General features: G+C 51.3%; 13 protein-coding genes and 1 tRNA gene. 4 read left to right on the forward strand and 10 right to left on the reverse strand.

All coding sequences use genetic code 11. The annotated features are described in order from the left end of the window. Nucleotides 1-2: 2 nt before the first annotated feature. Together ACKWCC_RS02510 and ACKWCC_RS02515 are read right to left on the reverse strand one after the other, a co-directional pair. Nucleotides 3-1,340, reverse strand: a complete 1,338-nt coding sequence (locus tag ACKWCC_RS02510) for an MATE family efflux transporter (RefSeq protein ID WP_413994322.1) — start codon at nucleotides 1,338-1,340, stop codon at nucleotides 3-5. Next, entirely contained in the window at nucleotides 1,337-1,849 is a 513-nt protein-coding gene (locus tag ACKWCC_RS02515) for a GNAT family N-acetyltransferase (protein WP_413994323.1), read from the reverse strand. The genes ACKWCC_RS02510 and ACKWCC_RS02515 overlap by 4 nt, the downstream gene beginning before the upstream one ends. Nucleotides 1,850-2,000: 151 nt before the next feature. On the opposite strand from ACKWCC_RS02515, the gene ACKWCC_RS02520 reads away from it, so the two are divergent. Both ACKWCC_RS02520 and ACKWCC_RS02525 read left to right on the forward strand, forming a co-directional pair. Next, entirely contained in the window at nucleotides 2,001-2,363 is a 363-nt protein-coding gene (locus ACKWCC_RS02520; protein WP_413994324.1) for a GIY-YIG nuclease family protein, read from the forward strand. Further along, nucleotides 2,354-2,427 (forward strand) — tRNA-Ala (locus tag ACKWCC_RS02525). Before ACKWCC_RS02520 ends, ACKWCC_RS02525 begins: the two co-directional genes overlap by 10 nt. A gap of 332 nt (nucleotides 2,428-2,759) precedes the next feature. On the opposite strand, the gene ACKWCC_RS02530 is transcribed toward ACKWCC_RS02525, so the two are convergent. The 4 genes from ACKWCC_RS02530 to ACKWCC_RS02545 all read right to left on the reverse strand — a co-directional run bounded on the left by ACKWCC_RS02530 (nucleotide 2,760) and on the right by ACKWCC_RS02545 (nucleotide 10,553). Next, nucleotides 2,760-5,882 (reverse strand): hypothetical protein, encoded by a 3,123-nt coding sequence (locus tag ACKWCC_RS02530; RefSeq protein WP_413994325.1) that lies wholly within the window; start codon nucleotides 5,880-5,882, stop codon nucleotides 2,760-2,762. Nucleotides 5,883-6,477: 595 nt separating this feature from the next. Continuing rightward, nucleotides 6,478-9,198, reverse strand: coding sequence for a phosphoenolpyruvate carboxylase (locus tag ACKWCC_RS02535; protein WP_413994326.1), 2,721 nt, complete (start codon nucleotides 9,196-9,198; stop codon nucleotides 6,478-6,480). A 184-nt stretch (nucleotides 9,199-9,382) separates the two neighbouring features. After that, on the reverse strand, nucleotides 9,383-9,847 hold the full coding sequence (locus tag ACKWCC_RS02540) for a CYTH domain-containing protein (RefSeq protein WP_413994327.1): 465 nt from the start codon (nucleotides 9,845-9,847) through the stop codon (nucleotides 9,383-9,385). 1 nt (nucleotide 9,848) lies between these two features. Then, nucleotides 9,849-10,553, reverse strand: coding sequence for an NAD(P)H-binding protein (locus ACKWCC_RS02545; protein WP_413994328.1), 705 nt, complete (start codon nucleotides 10,551-10,553; stop codon nucleotides 9,849-9,851). A gap of 137 nt (nucleotides 10,554-10,690) precedes the next feature. On the opposite strand from ACKWCC_RS02545, the gene dinB reads away from it, so the two are divergent. After that, nucleotides 10,691-11,797, forward strand: a complete 1,107-nt coding sequence (dinB, locus tag ACKWCC_RS02550; protein WP_413994329.1) for a DNA polymerase IV — start codon at nucleotides 10,691-10,693, stop codon at nucleotides 11,795-11,797. On the opposite strand, the gene ACKWCC_RS02555 is transcribed toward dinB, so the two are convergent. Continuing rightward, nucleotides 11,794-12,246 (reverse strand): COG2426 family protein, encoded by a 453-nt coding sequence (locus ACKWCC_RS02555; RefSeq protein WP_413994330.1) that lies wholly within the window; start codon nucleotides 12,244-12,246, stop codon nucleotides 11,794-11,796. The genes dinB and ACKWCC_RS02555 overlap by 4 nt on opposite strands. 446 nt (nucleotides 12,247-12,692) lie before the next feature. Between ACKWCC_RS02555 and ACKWCC_RS02560 the strand changes: the two genes are divergently transcribed. Then, complete coding sequence (locus ACKWCC_RS02560) at nucleotides 12,693-13,217, forward strand: PAS domain-containing protein (protein WP_413994331.1); 525 nt, start codon at nucleotides 12,693-12,695, stop codon at nucleotides 13,215-13,217. 126 nt (nucleotides 13,218-13,343) lie between these two features. Here the strand turns inward: ACKWCC_RS02560 and pyk are convergent, their stop codons facing one another. The 3 genes from pyk to rnc form a co-directional block, all read right to left on the reverse strand. Further along, on the reverse strand, nucleotides 13,344-14,789 hold the full coding sequence (gene pyk, locus ACKWCC_RS02565; RefSeq protein WP_413994332.1) for a pyruvate kinase: 1,446 nt from the start codon (nucleotides 14,787-14,789) through the stop codon (nucleotides 13,344-13,346). A 2-nt stretch (nucleotides 14,790-14,791) separates the two neighbouring features. Then, complete coding sequence (locus tag ACKWCC_RS02570; RefSeq protein ID WP_413994333.1) at nucleotides 14,792-15,253, reverse strand: IPExxxVDY family protein; 462 nt, start codon at nucleotides 15,251-15,253, stop codon at nucleotides 14,792-14,794. Nucleotides 15,254-15,361: 108 nt separating this feature from the next. Beyond that, nucleotides 15,362-16,102: a ribonuclease III gene (gene rnc / locus ACKWCC_RS02575; RefSeq protein WP_413994334.1), complete on the reverse strand. Its 741-nt coding sequence runs from the start codon at nucleotides 16,100-16,102 to the stop codon at nucleotides 15,362-15,364. Between the last annotated feature and the right edge of the window lie 5 nt (nucleotides 16,103-16,107).

Raw genomic sequence — 16,107 nt, forward strand, 5'->3', positions numbered from 1 at the left:
TTTTATGGGTTTAGGAGCGGCCGGAACATGCGCCTAAATTTCCAGACCAGGGCCCCGCCCCTAATGGCCATCCATACCACAAAGGCGATCCAAATGGCCTGTAGGCCCCAGCCCATGAACTTGCCAAAATACAGGGTGGGCACAAAGCCCATGAACGTGGCCGCCAACAGTACGTTCCTCAGGTACTTCATTTCGCCCAGGCCCTTGAAAAGACCGTCATAGATAAAAGCCATGGTGTTCATGGGCAGGCCAATGATCACAATGAAGAAGATGCCGTAAAAGGTGCTGAGCACCATTTCCTCATTGGAGAAGATGTTGCCCAAGGGTTCATAAAAGACAAATCCGGCCAGCATCAGCAGCACGCTGACCACCATCCCGTAACCCATGATCTTTTTGGCCAGCAACCATAGGCCATTGTAGTTTTTCTCGCCCAACAGTTTCCCGGACATGCTGTTGCCCGCGGCGGCATAGCCGTCTATGAAAAAGGCCGAAAAGAGCCAGAGGTTTATGGCAATGGTATGGGCACCTATATAACGGTCTCCCAGCACCGTGGCCTCCCGCACGGCCAGGATGAGTGCCGTGTTCAGGGCAAGTGCCCTGACAAAGAGGTTCAGGCTCATATAGATCAGGCGTTTCAGTTCCCTGTTAAAGGGAAATTGAAGCTTTAGGCCAATGTTGGTCTTGGCCCGCAACAGGAAGAACACCAGAAGGGCCATGGTGCCCTGGGCGATCAAGCTGGCCCAGGCGGCACCTTCCAGGTGCATGGCGGGGATCAGGCCCTCAATGCCAAACACCAGGGCAAAATCCAGGACAATGTTCACAGTGGCCCCAATAATGGCTATGAGCATGGGATAATAGGTGTTCTGCAGTCCCCTGAAGATGCCAAAGAGGGCAAAAGTGAACAGGGTGAGCGGAAAGCCCCAGACGCGGATGGTATAGTACGATACACAATACTCCAAAATTTTCCCCGAGGCGCCAAAAAGGGAAAAGATGCCCTCCGCGATAAAAATGGTGCCAAAAAGGATGATAAGGCTCAACAGAATGTTCAAAAAAATAGCTTGTGCGGGGAGGTCTTTCACATCCTCTAGCCGTCCGGCGCCCAGATACTGGGAAACAATGGCGGAGATGGCGCTGCGGGTCTGTCCCAGCACCCAAATGAGCATGGAGAGAAAAGAGCCCACAATGCCCACGGCCGCGAGCGACTCCAGTCCGTTTTCTGGAATGTTGCCCACAATGGCCGTATCCGTTATGGAAAGTATGGGCTCGGCGATGCCCGAAATGGTGGCGGGTATGGCCAAACGGTTTATGTTCCTAAAGGTGACCGCCGTGGTGCTGATCATAAACTGGGTGCAAGTATGAGTTCGTAGCAGTGGAACGGCTGCGCGCTTTGTTGGGGAAAATAGACCTTGCCCAACTTTTGGTAGCCACGAAGCTCGTAAAACCGTTGGTTTCTTTTATTGCCGCCAAAGGTATCAAGTCTTACGGAGACCGCTTGGTCCATACGGGCTTTATTTTCTGCAAAATCCATTAATTTCCGGGCATTTCCCTGGCCTTGGAAATGGGGGTGAACGGCCAGGCGGTGCACGTAGAGATGGCGGCTTGTGGGCGTGCGCCATTGAACGGTGCCATATACCTTGTCCATCTTTGTGGAAAGGGCCACACAGCCAATGATGCGTTCGTTGTCCTTGAGACAAAAAAGTCCCTTGTCCGCCAGGTCATTTTCAAAGTGGTGGCGGGCGGGGTACCGTGGTGTCCATTGATAAATGTGCTGCGCTTCCATATGCTTGCGGCACGCCTGGGCAATGTGGAGCAGGGCTGTGATGTCTTTTTTTTCGGCGGGCACGATCATGGGCAAAAGATAGCCGAAAAATTAGTTTGCCGCAAGGCTTGTCCTTGGTGCACAGGCTCCTTGGGCCATCGCTTTTTTTCCTTTAAAAATGCCCCGACCACCTTCCCTTTTCCCACCCACGCGTGCAGGACAAGAAAGATGCCCAACTATTTTGATACTTTCTGAAAATGTAGTTCCTTTGCGCCAGTCAAATGGGGGATTAGCTCGGCTGGCTACCCGCCCGAACGTGCCGTTAGGTACGGGCGGGGAGCGAAAACTTAGTAGCTTGGTTTACCAATACGTTCTTTACAGTGATAAATTTGGTAGATTTTACATTGGCATTGCCAATGAAATAGCGGCAAGGTTAGAAGTTCATAACTTGGGTCAAGTAAAGAGTACCAAGGCATTCAAACCTTGGAAAATTGTTCATACCGAAGTCTTCGAGAGCAAACAAGAAGTAAGAGTTAGAGAAAAATATATGAAATCAGCAGCGGGCCGCAGATGGCGCAAGAAAAATATTAAAACGGGGGATTAGCTCAGCTGGCTAGAGCGCTTGCCTGGCAGGCAAGAGGTCACCGGTTCGACTCCGGTATTCTCCACACAAAGCACCGCAACGGCGGTGCTTTTTTCATTTCCGTGTTTTTGTTTGGTGTTTTGTTGGATGTTGGGTCCCCGGTTCCACTATATTCCGCATCATACAAAAGCTGTGACTTACTAGTTTTCAAATAGTCGGGCGTTTTTTGAAACATATCCGTGAAGACGTGTTTCAAACGGTTGCCACTTAGGTTTTAAAAATCGCACTGAAAATTTGAAATATGTTTACCGGTTCAGGAATAAAATCCAAGGATGGCCGCAGCCATTGTTTTATTTGGCGACGGCGAATGTGTAAAAAAAAGCTTTTTATAGGCAGATTTTCAAATGGAGAATGGGATTAATTCCCGTTCACCCTGTGGGTGATTCTCCTGTTGGTAATGACCGTTCTTACCCTAACATTTAAGACAGCCACCCTTGAAAGTACGGGTGTGGCGCAAATAAAGGCCGTGTTTGTGCCCACAAGCCTATACTGGTAATTGTTCATGCCGATGTCCGTTGTGGCTATGTTCAGGCTTGGGGTAGCGGTTCCTGTGTACGGCCCACCATTGGTTAAATCGGTGAACGTAGAGCCACCGTCAACACTAATTTGCCATTGATAGGTAATGGTATTGTCCCCAACGGCTGAGAAGGAAGCGCCATTGCCGGTAAAGGTGGTCGTGTCCAAGGGCTCCGTGGTTATGGTGGGGGCTATTCCCACTTCTTGAAAATCGAAGGTGGTATTTGCGTTGGCGTCGGCTGGGGCAAGGTAGCCACCTTGTCCCGTTACCAGACCATTGGCGTTCACCGTAATGGGAGATGTGCCCAAGAAACCATCATTGTCTCCATCGGTAAAACCTGCTTCAAGGGTATCGGCACAGCCATCGCCATCACTATCCGTTTCGAAAGCATCATGAACGACATCGCCGTCCGAGTCACTGATGGCGTAGTTTATGGTTTCGTTGTTCGGTGCGTTCTGTACCGTGTCGGGAACGCCATCATTGCCAACCGCTCCGTTCACAACTCCGTTGGTATGGGCTTGGCCGTGGCCTGCCTCCACGGCATCATATATGCCGTCGTTGTCGCTGTCAAGGTCATGGGCGTCCTCTACGCCATCTCCATCGGTGTCTTGGCAAGCCCCATTTTTGGTGACACTCACAAAATCCAGTGCAGCACCGTTGAACGGCCCATCGGGAATGGTTATGAACTGAAGGGTTGTATTTGTTGTGGTCGCGGTGAACTCCCGCTCAAAATAGTACCATTTTTTTGGTCCCCTGACGTTTGCTATGATTCCCTCTGCGGCGTTGGTAAGGGTCTGGGCAATGAGGCTTACATTGCCGCTGTCCATAACGGCAACTTCAAGCTGTACGGGTGCGCCGGTGGCATGACCAATATCTTCTCCCCAAAAAAAGGCAAGGGTATAGGTTTGTCCCACCTCGGTTTGTATGGTCTGGGTCAGGGTGTTGTTAAGGCCATTTTGGGAATTACTTCCTATAACATCTATGAACTGGGAGCCATGATAGGCTTGGGCAAAAACGTTGTTGGTGTCCCAAGATGGGGATTGGCCCTCGATCCATCCGTCCAGGTTTTGGGTATAGTTCCATCCGGCCAGGGTGTTGGTGTTTAGGTTTAAACCTATGAAAGTGCCCGCTGCGCTGGTGCCCCCATTTGGGAACAGGGTTGCATTCGAAAAATCTTGCTGTTCAAAAGAGGGGTTCATCACTAAATTGCCACAACCTTCGTCCGCATCCAGAATGCCGTCATTGTCATCGTCAAAATCAAGGACATCCACAATACCGTCCATATCATTGTCCGGTCTGTTGTCCGTAGCGTCCCTAAAGTCCACATCCCCACCGCTGTTGGCATCGTTATCGGCATCCAAAAGCTGCACCGGAGCATTAAGGGGGCCATCAATGGTTCCGCCGGGATCTCCGTAACCGGATAGATCGGTGTCTATGGCATCATCCAAACCATCATTGTCCGCATCCATTCCAGAAAGTGCAATTCCGGCTTCGGTAGTGTCGTTCGCACCTTCATTGTCCGAGTTGGTGTCCCTAAAGTCCCAAGTGTCGGTGCCATCCGTATTTTCGGGTGTTAACCCGCCCAAATAGGCAGAGTTTACCCCATTGTTGTTGGTATAGTTCGCGTTTGTGTCGGTATTGGGCGGAACATAGCCCGCAGTGGTCTGTGCTTCCACATTGTCCGGTATTCCGTCATTGTCGCTATCAAGGTCCAAGTAATCCGGGACGCCATCCGTATCTGTATCCACGATCTGTCTGGCATAAAGAATGGAATAAAAATGGGTAGGCCCCTGTACATGTTGGGTAAAGGATATCACATTTGATCCCGTATTGTTCAAGGGTATGGTGTTGAAGCCGGGATCGGGAGCGTTGATGACCATATCCTCCAAAGGGGAGGAAATGGTACGTTTTCCTTGAAGGCTTACCGCCCCATTTTCATCAATTACAATGCGCATCAACAAAAAATTGGGATTGCCGTTGTCCCAGTTAAAACTCCAGATATTGGAATTTCCATTTGAGTTGTGGGATGTATTGTCTGAGGCAAAACGGGCCAAGGATCGGCCTATGGGGGAAGTTTGTGGGTTGAACTGTAGTTCCGTGGGAACCAAAGGCACCCCGTTTATGTTCAGGTTAAAGCTGTTGTCCAAGGAGCTTACCTCCAGCACCATGGAAGTCATTGGCCCTGTGGTTACCGTAGTGGCCCCTCCGGTTTCCAAGGTGTGCGGGCTTATTTCATATTTTTCAACCGCATCCAGGATGCCGTCATTGTCGGCGTCCAGGTCCAACGGATCAAGAACGCCATCGCCATCCGTATCTATGGCAAGGGTATAGTTCAGGGTTACATTGTCTATCCACCAATCCTCTCCATTGGCGTTAATGGAACTGTTTGTGCCCGTAATAAATTGGATACGTGTGTTGGCCCCTCCCAAATTGGCGGGAGTTACGGTAATGGTGACGGGAACTTTTGGGTTGGGCGATGTAGTGGTTGCGGTTATTGTTTGTAGGGTGATGTAGGTGCCGTCATTTTCTGGATCCATTCGTATCAATAATTCTTCACCACCATCCATTGCATTGTCATAGTCGTACTCAAAGCTCAGGGTAGCGGAAGTGGCTCCGCTCAGATCCACTATTCTGTATGCGCCTGCATCTTCATCATCAAGTTGTAATAAATTTCCGCCAATGTTGTCATCGGGATCTGTAGGATCAAGGGCCCTTACATCTGCGCCATTGCCATTGTTTCCCGATCTTACCCAGCTGTCGTTTACCCAACCGCTTCCGCTGACACTTCCGCCGAACACATTGCCGATCGCACTGAAATCATCGGTGGCGGTCTGTGCAAAAAGGCCATTGGAGCAAAAAAGGGAAAGTATAAAAAAGAGGACAAGATATGGGCCTCCCCTACCAGTGGCGCAGTGGCTACCATCTGATTTGTAATGACGCTGCACTTGGCATGCCGCTAACATGTCGCTGGTTTTAAAGTTGGAAACAACCGTGCTTCTTGCACGCTGTTCTGCTAAGGGTTAAAAATACGGTTATGTTGGCAGGGCCAATCATGGATGTTGTCACCATCTTCCCAATTGATGTAAAACCCGTTAAAAGAGATGTTTAGTCCAAAATTTGCACTGGCAAAACTATTGCAGCCGCGAGCTGGGGCAAATACTATCGCTGCCCTATTTTTTTGCGTTGTAGCCCTGTCGATGCCATATTTATATCAATGCAAGCCCGGTATGGATGGTAGCTCCAAGCTTAAAAACGAAGTGCCAACACATCATTTGGGCTTAAGACCTTTTACCGCTTGTTTTTCGGATAGGGCAGTGGATTTAAAAGATGTCCATCGCAGATTTACCAAACAGAAAAGGAAAAGGACCAGATGATGCATGCCCTTTACGTTTTAACCGATGAAGAAAAGGCATTGGGGCTTACCCCCAAAGATGGTAAGGCTACAAGGTATCTTGCGGACTGTCCGGGAACAAGGGTTCCATATGTTGTTTGGCCCATACACAGCAAATGTGCACAGCGGTTCCACACCTTGCAGATAGTGGGTTTTGTACTTTTTCCCTAGCCCGTGGCCTTGAGCCCTCCCGCCAGTGCGTTCACCAACAGCAACAGGTTGGGCAACATGGCATTGGCGGCCTCCGGATCGGTTTCCCTTAGGCTGCGCCACTCGGTTAGGCTCGCCACTTGTATGCGATGCAAAACATCCAGGGAAGCTTTGCGCAATTTGTTGTTCTCCAATCTGGAAACGCGGCGTTCTGAGGCGCGCTCGCCCATAAGTTCCTCTATGTGCTCCAGCCCACTGTGATAGTCTGCCAAGATCATTTCCATAAGGCTGGCCCTGGTCTCCGTGTCCGCTACCAGCTCGGCAAAAACCTGCATGATGCGGGTATTGCTGTTCAGGAGGTTGGTCTCGATCTGTATGAGCCCGAATTTTAAAAAGGGCCAAGCCGCGGCCTTCTCCTTCAGGAAATTAAAATCATTGGGCTGTTGTTCCTTTAGTTTGCGCAGGGCGGTACCGGTGCCGTACCAACCGGTGAGGTTAAACCGGCTTTGGTTCCAGCTAAAGACCCACGGAATGGAGCGCAGATCGTTTAGCGAACGTTGGCCGGTCCGGCGGGCGGGCCGTGATCCGATCTTACTCTGTTCCAAGACATCTATGGGCGTGGCCTGGCTATAGAACGATATGAATTTCGGGTGGTCCAGCAGCCGCCGGTACTGTTCCCTGGAACTGTTCACCAGGCTATCCAATATGCCGAACAAGCGTTCTTCGTGCTCTTTTCCGTTGGGACGCAGCATGGCCTGCCGCGCCGTACCGGAGAGGAACATTTCCAGGTTATAGCTGGCATTGATGCGGTTGGCGAACTGGTTGGCAATGGTCTCTCCCTGGACCGTCATCTTTACATCGCCGCTCATGGCCCCTGGGGGCATGCTCTCCAAAAAACGGTGGATTTTGCCGCCACCACGGCTTATGGTGCCACCGCGCCCGTGGAAAAAGCGCAGTTTTACCCCCAAGCGGTTCCCTGTTTGTGTCAGTTTTTCCTCTGCCCGGTAAATGTTCCATTTGCTGGTAAGAATGCCCCCGTCCTTGTTGCTGTCGCTGTAGCCCAGCATCACTTCCTGCACAAAGTCTGTTTTTCCCTCCCGCTGCTCCTGCACAAAGGGGTGGCCAAGGAAAGCCTCCAAAATGTCCGGTCCGGCCATAAGGTCGTCTATGGTTTCCAAGAGGGGCACCACCGAAAGCTTGGCCTCCTTGAGGCCCACCTCGCGCAAGAAAAGGTGCACCACCAGCAGGTCGCTGAGACTGCGGGTCATGCTCACGATCACCGAACCAATGCCGGCCGTTCCGTAACCATCAACATATTTTTTTACCACCTTGAGGTAGCCCAACACATTGTCCGCCTCTTCGCCACAGCGGGTGTGGGCCACCAAAAAGGGGCGGTTGCGCTCCAGTTCCGCGTGGATGAAAACCAGTCTTTTTTCTTCGCTCCAACTGCCATAGGCGTGGTCTTCCGCACCAGAGGCCTTTAAAATCTGTTCCATGGCTATTTCGTGATAGGCACTGTTTTGGCGTATGTCCAATTTTGCCAGGTGAAAGCCAAATGATGCCAAGGTCCTTTCTGCCCTAAAGAGGTGGTGCTTGGCAATGTTCTCTGCCTTTAGGCCCACCAACAGGGCGCGCAGGTTGGTTAGGTCTTTTGCCAAGGCTTCCGGTTGTTTGTAAAAGGTGTTTTCATCCCCGCCAAGGTTCTCTTGCGCCGTGCGGTCCAGACGCACCAGCATAAGGTTCAGCATTTGGCGCAGGGGCTCTGAAGGATTCCGTTCCAGGGCCGCCCTTCCTTCTGTGCCCAGGGCCGCTGCCTGGCGTTGCAATTCTCCCAAAAAATCTTCGGGAAAGGGGTTCAGGAATTCCGAAAAACTCAGGGCCTTGGCCAATTGCACCAATTCTTTGCGGAGGATTTTAAGCGCGGCCTGCCGGTGCAGGGCCAGGGTGTCTGCCGTAAATTGGGGGGTTACAAAGGGATGTCCGTCACGGTCGCCGCCCACCCAACTGCCAAACTGGAGTTTGGGGAACTGCTCGGGCCAGGCCAAGAGATTCGTGGGCAGGCCCGAGTATTGCCACGCGTTCAGCAGGCGCTGGTCCGTTAACTCAAGGGCTTCGGGAAAAACGTTCACAAAGTAGTGCATGAGGTTGCTCCGCTCGTCTTCCAGCCGGGGTTTTTGCAAATAGATCTCCCCGGTGCGCCACCAGCGTTCCAAAACAATTTTAATGTCCTTTTTAATGCCTGCCTTTTCCGATGCGGACCATAAGGGGTTCTCATGCTTAACCAAGAGGACATAGAGCTCCCTGTGGATGTCCAGCACGGTAAGTCGCTTGGCCTCCGTGGGGTGGGCGGTGAGCACGGGGGTCACGGTGATCTGGGGCAGTAGGGAAGCCATTTTTTGGGGGTCATGGCCCGCTTGCTTCCAAAGGGCAAAGGTCTCTGCCCAAGAGCCCCGGGTGGTCTCCAATCCCAGCTTCGTTTCCGTTTTGCGCCTAAATTGGGTGGCCGCGTTTTCCTCAACCAGGTTCAATAGCTCAAAGGACATGCCAATGGCCTGCGCCAGCTTTTGGTTGGATACCTGTTGCACGGTCTTGGGCGTGTCTTCATTTTCCAGGGGGATCATCGCGGCAATGTCCGCTTCGCCCAAGGAAACCAACATTTCCTTAAAGCTGTTCATCAGGTAGGCAAAGTCGTTCCGTATCTTTTGCAGCCCTTCCTGTTCCAGTATCGTTTTGTCCATGGCTCGGTCTTGATGGTTGAACTTGTTAAGTTAGGTTTTTTGATACACTTTCAAGGAAGGCACCACTTTAAATTTGTGTGAAGTTTTCCAACGAGCGTACCAAGTTCTTGAAGCATCTAAAAAGGGAGCGGAAGGGGGCCGGTCTGGTTCCTGGAAAAGCTTGGGATGGCTTTGCTCAGGACTGTCATTGGCGAAAGGGAAACTTGGCCAATTGGGAATTGTAGTACCGGGCCTGGCCGGTGACCTCTTTCCCCAGCCAGTGCGGCCTTACGAAGACCTCGTCCTCGTGCTTCAGTTCCACCTCGGCAATGACCAGGCCCTTGTTCTCGCCCAGGAATTCATCTACCTCAAAAAGATGGTCGCCCACAGGGACTTCATGCCTAATTTTTTCCAGGATGCCGGGTTCACACAGGTCAATGAGGTCCGTGGCGTCTTGCAGGGAAATGGCACTTTCCCACTCAAAGCGGGTGGTGCCGGTATCGTTGCCCTTGCCCTTAACGGTAAGGAAGCCCGCATTGTCCCTTATGCGCACCCGTACGGTGCGTTCCGGATCCGTGTTCAGAAAGCCCTGTACTATTCTTGTGCTGTTCTTGGCCCCTTGTTTGTAGGCCGCCGAGGTCACCAGAAATTTACGTTCCACTTCCAGCATGTCATTGGTTTTTTGCCAGTTCTTGAATGATGTCATTGGGGATGCGTTCCCGCCCGTAAGGGTGGTTGGCCAGCCACACCATGGCCCGGGCCATGTCTTGGGGGGCAATGCTGCGGTATTTTTTTAAAGGGCCCACAAGGAGCGGGTCCAGGAATTTCATGACCGACTTTAAGAAGTCCTCTCCGGTTCTTTTTTCGCTCCGGGGCCCATTGATCAGTCCAGGCTGGAGCACATGGACCTTGGCGAGGCCCAAGCTTAGCACGGCAGCTTCCATTTGGCCCTTTGTCCTGTTGTAGAACACCGCGCTTTTGGGATCGGCCCCCATCGCCGAGATGACCAGAAAGGTGGGGATCCCTTGCTCTTTGCAGAGAACGGCCGCACTGACGGGAATGCCCTTGTCAACGGCCACATAAGCTTCCCTGTCCGGGGTCTTGGCCTTGGTGGTGCCTATGCAACAGAACACCTCGTGCCCGGTAAAATGGGATCGTTGCCGCACCAATTGGGTGAGGTCGCATTGGTGCTGTTCCAATTTAGGGTGCTCCACGGGCAGGGGGCGCCGGCCAAAGACCTTGATTTTTTGGTACCGCCCATCATCCAACAGCTTCCCAAGCAGCATACCGCCCGTAAGGCCGGTGGCACCCAGAAGTATGGCCGTTTTTTTTGACTGTGGCTCCATGGACAATGATCTTGGGATTTTGTTGTGCATGGGGTGCACCGTTTCCCGTCTTTGGCTAAAGATACATCCCCGGGAGCAATAATGGGGACATTCTGCGGAAAATTGCCCCCCATCGGGATTTAATGCGCATTGGCCCTTAACCCGCAAATAAAAATTAAATTTGGGGAATGGCCTTGGACCTTCCCTTACGAAAGATCATACACGTGGACATGGATGCCTTCTATGCCTCGGTGGAGCAGCATGACGATCCCAGTTTGCGGGGCAAGCCCGTGGCCGTTGGCGGGGGAGCGCAGCGCGGGGTGGTTTCGGCCGCCAGCTATGAGGCCCGAAAATTTGGGGTGCGCTCCGCGATGAGCGGTTTTTTGGCCAAGAAAAATTGTCCCGACCTCATTTTTGTGAAACCCCGTTTTGATCGCTACAAGGAAGTTTCCAAGGAGATACGCTCCATTTTTCATGAATTTACCGATCTGGTGGAACCCCTGTCCCTGGACGAGGCCTACCTGGACGTTACCCAGAACAAAAAGGGCAACCCCTCTGCCACCTTAATGGCCCGGGAAATCCGTTCCTTGATCTATGAGCGTACCGGATTAAGGGCCTCTGCGGGCATTTCCATCAATAAATTTGTGGCCAAGGTGGCCAGCGATGTCAACAAGCCCAATGGCCAGAAGACGGTGAACCCAGAGGAGGTGGAGGCCTTTCTGGAAGCGTTGGATATCAGGAAGTTCCATGGCGTGGGCAAGGTCACGGCAGAGAAGATGTACCGGTTGGGGATTTTTACGGGAGCGGACCTCAAGCAGAAATCGGCTTCCTTTCTTGAGGAGCACTTTGGCAAGAGCGGGGCCTTTTTTTACCAAGTGGTGCGGGGCGTGCACCATAGTCCCGTAAAACCCCACAGAACGCCCAAATCAGTTGGGGCGGAACGCACTTTTGACCAAAACCTGAGCAGTGAGGTCTTTATGTTGGAGCGCTTGGACCACATAGCCACGGAGTTGGAGCGCAGGCTCAAGAAGTCCCAGATGGCCGGAAAAACGGTGACCTTAAAAATAAAGTACAGCGATTTTACCCTGCAGACCCGCAGCAAGACCCTTCCCTTTTTCATTGCGGACAAAGACCTGATCCTGGACACGGCAAAGGACCTGCTCTACCAAGAGGAAATGCAAAATTCGGTACGCCTTTTGGGCATCTCCCTGGCCAATCTGAACACGGGGAAAGACAGCGGGGGGCCAAAGGACAAAAAAGCCAAGTACTCCGTGCAATTGACCTTTGATTTTTAGGAGGCGCTCACCGATACGCTCACGGCCCAAACGATGAGGGAAGAGAAGAAAATGCCAATGGCATTGGCCAAAAAGGCCCGCTTGCGCTCCATGCCAAAGAGATAGGAGGCAATACTGCCCGCATACACCCCGGTTCCCGGAAGCGGAATCATGACAAAGAGGGTAAGCCCGAGAAAACCATATTTCTTGATATTGGTACTGGATCCGGCCTTTGCGCGCCGGGCCACCCAAAGGGCCCCCTTTTTGTAAAAGCGCCACCGCACCAGATGCCGGTTAATGTATTCCAGAAAAAAGAGCATGATGGGAAAAACCAGCACATTGGCCAAGAAACAGCTAACAAAGACCAAGTGGCTGTTCACCCCTTTGGCAATGCCGTAGGGAATGCCCACCTTGGCCTCGCCAAAGGGCGAAAGGCTCCAGAGCACTGCCATGATCAAATCTGTTAACATGCTTTGTAAAATTTTTGCAAAACTAGATAGAAATAAGCAAACCCACAGCCAAACAAACGCTAAACTTTAGATTATCTTGCCCCACTTTGCCAAGTGGGGAACGTTGGTGCAAAACGGGGAAAAACCTGCTTGGAACAGCACGGCTTCAAAGCGGCCACAGGGGCATTTGCCTTCCCAAAAAGCGTGAAAACAGGGAACTCACTGTTCAAACTTTGTTGTGGTTTGGCCCCTACACTGCCGCAATTGCTTAAACATTATTGTTAATCATATCCTTTTTTTTTTTCTGATGTGCCAGTTTTTATAGCTTTATTAAAAATTGGTATGAGATGGTCAGGGACAATCCAAAGGTTTTTTTGGATTGTCCCTTATTGATTGTGAAAGGAAAGATTCCAATGCATGCTTCACTCATCCCGATCAAGTCAAGAGTTGAATATTACCCTATTGTTATGAAAGAACTGAAGAGTTATGACGAGGCCGTGCAACGCTTTGGCCAGACCCTGAGCTATAATTCCCTGCCTATAACCGTTTGGGATTTTTACGGCGACCAGTTTGCCAAGGACTGTGCCATTTCCAGTGATGTGGTGGCCCTTAACCAAATGCGGAACAAGAACAATTGGAACCTGGAGCCCGATCTGTTCGAAAAGGAAGTGGGCACCAAAAAACACATTGCCGTGGTAACGGATGCCCAGCTGAACATTGTGTATGCCACCAAGAACATCTGGGAAATGAACCGCTACCACCCGGAAGAAGTAGTGGGGCTGAAACCCAAAGTGTTTCAAGGAAAGGATACCTGCCCCAAGACCTTGAAAGAGATTTCAGAGGCCATACGGGAGCGGCGTCCTTTTGAGAAGGTGGTGCTCAATTATAGAAGGGACGGCCAGCCCTATAAATGTTGGATCAAGGGCCGGCCCATTTTTAACACTGACGGGGAGTTGACCAACTTTGTGGCCTTTGAAAGGGAGGTGGCCTAGATAAGGGGCCCCCCAAAGACTTTTGGCCTAAAGAAAACGCTGCATTGACCCTAGGGACATGCAGCGTTTTTTTTGGTTTGCACGGCAAGTTTTTTCAATGGGGGCGCACGGCGATGGCCCATTGCCCTATTTCACCACGGCTTCCTCAATTTCCGTGACCCTCAGGGTGTTTACCATACCTTTGGCCTTTATGGGCATGGCCGCCAGGCTCACCACCATATCTCCCACTTGTACAAAGCCCTTGTTATGGGCAATGCTGTTCACATCTTCAATGGTCTGGTCCGTGGAGACAAACTTATCGTAATAAAAAGCGCGTACGCCCCACAAAAGGTTCAGTTGGGTCAGGATGCGCTTATTGGAGGTGAACACCAAAATATGGGCGCTGGGCCGCCAAGCGGATATCTGGAAGGCGGTGTAGCCACTGTTGGTGAGGGTGGAAATGGCCCGGGCCTCGATTTCATTGGCCATCAGCGCCGCGTGGTAGCAGACGGATTTGGTAATGTAGCGGTTGGTGCGCACGTGCGGCGGTTCATGGGGCACTTTAATGAGGCTGGAACCCTCCACACTGGTCAGGATGCTGCTCATTTTCTGTATGACCTGTACCGGATAGTTGCCCACGGAGGTCTCTCCGGAAAGCATTACCGCATCGGCCCCATCCATGACGGAGTTGGCCACATCGTTCACCTCTGCACGGGTGGGCGTAAGACTGGTGATCATCGTCTCCATCATTTGCGTGGCAATGATCACCGGGATACGGGCCTTTTTGGCCCTAAGCACCAGTTCTTTCTGGATCAGGGGCACCTCTTGGGCGGGAACTTCCACGCCAAGATCGCCACGGGCCACCATTAGCCCATCGCAATAGGCCACGATTTTGTCTATGTTCTTCACCGCCTCCGGCTTCTCTATCTTGGCAATGATCGGAATTTTGTGCTCGGAGTGTTTCTTAATGATCTCCTGAAGATCGATCAGGTCCTGGCTGAACCGCACAAAAGAAAGGGCGATCCAGTCCACATTGAGGGAAATGGCAAACTCGGCATCCTTCACGTCTTTTTCGGTAAGGGCCGGCAAGGAAATGTTGGTGTTGGGCAGGTTTACCCCTTTTTTGGATTTTAAGGGGCCGCCCTGGATCACCTTGGCCCTGACCTCGTCCTTTTGGTTGGTGGTGACCACCTCGAACATGAGCTTGCCGTCATCCAACAAAATACGCTCTCCGGCCTTTACGTCCCTGGGAAATTCCTTGTAGTTCATGTACACCCTTTCGGCATTGCCCTCAAAAGGGGTGCCGGTGACAAAGGTGATCTCATCCCCGGGGCTTACGACCACTTCCCCGGCCATGACGCCCACCCTGAGCTTGGGTCCCTGCAGGTCTGCAAGGATCGAGGTGGTGGCCTGCATTTCTTCGTTCAGCTCCCTGATCATTTCAACGCGCTGGCGCACATCATCATAATCCGCGTGGGAGAAATTGATGCGAAAGACGTCCACACCCTCCAATATCATGTTTCTCAATACGTCTTTTTGGCTGGTTGCGGGTCCTAAGGTGGCCACTATCTTCGTCTTCTTCTTCCTTGGCATTATTAAAAAATTAAGTTGTTCTTAGATTTCAGTTTGTCGGTATCAATTTCATAGGCCGCCCTTATGTTGGGCACGGCCATTATGTTTTCTATCAGTTTTTTTTTGTCAACGTACTCCCCTTCTTCAATTTTTATAAAAAAATCCACTTCCTTCAGTTCTGGCAACAACCTCTGGTAAGAAAGGGTGCTCTGGTTCTGGAAAAGGTCGTTGTTAACGGTCAGGGCCGCCGTTGTGCTTTGGTTGGCCACCAGGGCCCAGTAGCTCTCGCTTTTCGTGTCTTCCCAAACGAAATATGGAAAAGAACTGTCTGCATTGAGCTCAAAATCCTTTTTGGCCCTTTTAAAACCTGTGTTCGCCATCTTGTTAAGGGCGTACGCCAGGGCATAGTCCTTTAGGTTGCTGTGCAGGGCCACCAAGAGAAAGGGTTCGTCATAGAGGGCGTCATTGATTTTATGGACTGCCATTATAGCAATGATAATAGGAACAAAGATAGCGTTATTCACATACAAAGCCTAAAATGGCCCGGGCATTGGAAGATACTTGTTTCTTGTGCAAAAGGCCACCCCGTCTTTTCACGGTCTTGGCTCCATTTTGTTCTGCAGGGCAAAAAAGGCCCTTTTGGAGGCTTTTTCCTCCGCTTTTTTCTTGGAGGTTTCGCGGGCCTTCGCCACCACGTCCCCATTTATGGAGAGCTTTACGGCAAAGTGCTTGTTCTCATCATTTCCGGTGTCTTCATAAACGGTGTAGGTGAAGGTTTTCTTCTTTTTTTGGCACCATTCTATCATGAGGCTCTTGTAGCTTATGACCTTTCCCTCCAATTGCTCAATGTCCACATAGGGTTCCACTACCCGCTGCGTGATGAATTTTTCGCAATAGTTGTACCCGCGGTCCAGATAAATGGCACCTACCAGGGCCTCAAAGACATTGCCGTGTATGTTCTCTCCAAAATGGCTCTGGGGAATACGGCTTTTCAGGTATTTTACCAGTTCCAGGTCCTTGCCCAGTTGGTTCAGGTGTTTCCTGCTCACAATTTTGGAACGCATTTTTGTAAGGTAGCCTTCATCCCCGTGGGGCACGGCCGTGTAGAGGTGCTTGGAGATAATGGTGCCCAGCATGGAATCTCCCAAGAATTCCAGGCGTTCATAGTTCATAGCATTGCCGTCCGCATCCTTGGCGTTCATGGAACGATGTAGGAAGGCCTTTTTGTAAAATTGAATGTTCTTGGGCTTGAATCCCAGAATTTTTTTGATGCCCAAAGAAAAATCCCCATCACCTTTTGGATGGGGACTGAATATGTTCTTGGGAAAGGGCATAAACT

The sequence above is a fragment of the Maribacter aquimarinus genome (assembly GCF_047345505.1).
In the GTDB taxonomy this organism is placed as follows: domain Bacteria; phylum Bacteroidota; class Bacteroidia; order Flavobacteriales; family Flavobacteriaceae; genus Maribacter.